Source organism: Pseudoalteromonas sp. S558, from assembly GCF_005886635.1.
In the GTDB taxonomy this organism is placed as follows: domain Bacteria; phylum Pseudomonadota; class Gammaproteobacteria; order Enterobacterales; family Alteromonadaceae; genus Pseudoalteromonas; species Pseudoalteromonas aliena.
The window spans coordinates 1-2,340 of the sequence record NZ_PNDU01000359.1; the positions used below are offsets into that span (position 1 = coordinate 1).

At 35.1% G+C, this 2,340-nt stretch carries 1 protein-coding gene and 2 tRNA genes; 2 read left to right on the forward strand and 1 reads right to left on the reverse strand.

What is annotated here, in order from left to right; genetic code table 11:
• Positions 1–120 precede the first annotated feature (120 nt).
• Both CWB66_RS19225 and CWB66_RS19230 read left to right on the forward strand, forming a co-directional pair.
• Positions 121–205: transfer RNA gene (locus CWB66_RS19225), tRNA-Leu, on the forward strand.
• Between the two features lie 39 nt (positions 206–244).
• A tRNA-Gln gene (locus CWB66_RS19230) sits at positions 245–319 on the forward strand.
• A 15-nt stretch (positions 320–334) separates the two neighbouring features.
• Here the strand turns inward: CWB66_RS19230 and CWB66_RS19235 are convergent.
• Complete coding sequence (locus tag CWB66_RS19235; RefSeq protein WP_138586619.1) at positions 335–1,912, reverse strand: putative bifunctional diguanylate cyclase/phosphodiesterase; 1,578 nt, start codon at positions 1,910–1,912, stop codon at positions 335–337.
• Positions 1,913–2,340 lie beyond the last annotated feature (428 nt).

Sequence of the window (2,340 nt, forward strand, 5' to 3'; positions counted from 1 at the left end):
CAGGTTTTGATCCTGGCATTCCCAGGTTCAAATCCTGGTATCCCAGCCAACTTCTTCTACCAAGAAAAGTTGGATATAAGAATCACTCTAGCTTAGAGTTAAAATTAGCAAATTAGTGATGCGGGAGTGGCGGAATTGGTAGACGCGCTGGATTTAGGTTCCAGTAACTTAGGTTGTGAGAGTTCAAGTCTCTCCTTCCGCACCATGTTCTTATTAAGAACTAAAATTAATTCAAATTTATAGTTGGGATATCGCCAAGCGGTAAGGCACCAGGTTTTGATCCTGGCATTCCCAGGTTCAAATCCTGGTATCCCAGCCAATTTGTTAAACAATTTTATACCTCCTCATAAAAATATTTTTTAATGAAATCATCAATACCAATTGGCTTACTATAATAATATCCTTGTAGATAATCACAATTCATTGATATTAGTGCATCTTGTAAATATTCATTTTCAATCCCTTCTGCAACAACCTTACAGTTAAGTCTATTTGCTAAAAATAACGTTGATTCAACAATCGCGTAATCTGCAATCTGTGTCAGCATCTCTTTAATAAACGACTGATCTATTTTTATTTGGCTAATTGGTAATTCTCTTAAGAGTGATAACGAAGAAAACCCAGTACCAAAGTCATCAATACTAAACTCAAAACCATGTGCATTTAGTTTGTACATCATACTGCGTGCTGTATCTATATTAGTCATCATTGCACCTTCTGTAATTTCAAACATAATAAAATCACTTAAAGTCGGATCTAAATTAATTAACGGCTCTATAAATTCATAAAAGTCTAAGCTCTCTAAGTCCCTTGTTGAAAGGTTGACATGTAACGAGCCTTTAAACCCTGCTTTTTTGAGTTTTTTTAAATGCTGGATTGTTTCTAACACCACCCATTTTGATATAGCTAAAATTTGCCCCGTTTGCTCCGCCGTTTTTATAAATATATCAGGGCCAATGAACGTGCCATCATTTTGTGGCCAGCGAATTAATACCTCTGCGCCATGCATATCATCGTGTTTTGAAGCAAAGATGGGTTGTAAAAAAAGCTCGAACTCTTGGTTTTTTAATGCTCTTTTAATTTTTGTCGACATATTAAACAAATCGTCTGCTCGTGCACTCAAATCGATGAAATAATTAACAACCTGTTGCTGTGTTTTTTTTGCTTCATGAAGAGCTAAATCGGCTTGCTTAAATAACTCGTTTGTCTGCATGCTGTCTTTTGGGTAGTCGCTCACTCCTATTTTTAAGTAAACTCGTATACTTTGCTCATGAATAGAAAACGGGTTTGCTATAGCGTCGTTAATTAAGCGTATGCAGTTAATATAAGCGTGTTGAGAAACCGCATTTAATACCACAGCAAACTCGTCGCCACCTATTCGATACAATTTAGCAAATTCAGATAAATACTGGCTAAGGACTTTAGAAAACAAGCATAATAACGAGTCACCAAAGCTATTACCATAAGCATCGTTAACGCGTTTAAAGTTACTCAAATCGATCAGTAATAAAATGAAAGGTTCGTTGCATTCTATTTTTTTATTAACAACTTTAAAAAACTTTTTCCGATTAGGAAGGTTTGTTAGGCTATCGTGCTCTGCTAAAAAACGCTGATGTTCAGCAGAGCGTTCAATTTCTAAAATGCTTTTTAGACTTAGCCGAATAACCAAATAAACAAATGCACCACCTCCTAATAAAATAACCGAGACGCTTAACGCTATAGATTGATTAACATCATTATTAACAAAGTAATAAAGTACCCACCAGTAGCCAAAAATAAAGCACACAATAAAAACAAGTAATAAACCCCAAGCAAATCTATTTGTTTTTGTGCATATTTTTAAGGCCGGCTTTATGCTTACAGCTAAAAGTAACACTCCTACTGAAATCATAAAAATAAATAAATTGTCCACACACACTCTTTTAATACGCTTTGTTATCTATTTATTATGGCTAATAAAACAGATAACGGAATAAAATACATAAAAAATGTGGGGGATATCAAGGAGAAACTAAGCGCTGTTGTGCTTTTAGGATTGGAATTTTTTCTATCTTGAAGAATCTAATCGCGCCGTAAGATTTGTAATCGAAAGGGCTTAGTAACTGCTCCTGCGTTATTCTTATATCAATCTGCTTATATATGGGGTCTATTTAACGTTTAGAAAATTACAGATTTATGCAAGTTGGTATTAATGCTTACGTCCCTGTAAGCATTAATCGGCTCACTGTTCATGAGCAATTAATTGTATCTATCGTTGAGCATGCTTTATTAGGGTCTGTTGATCTTTGCGGATTAAAATTTGTTCAAACTAGGGGCTATTTAATCGCGGCGCGAGGTTTG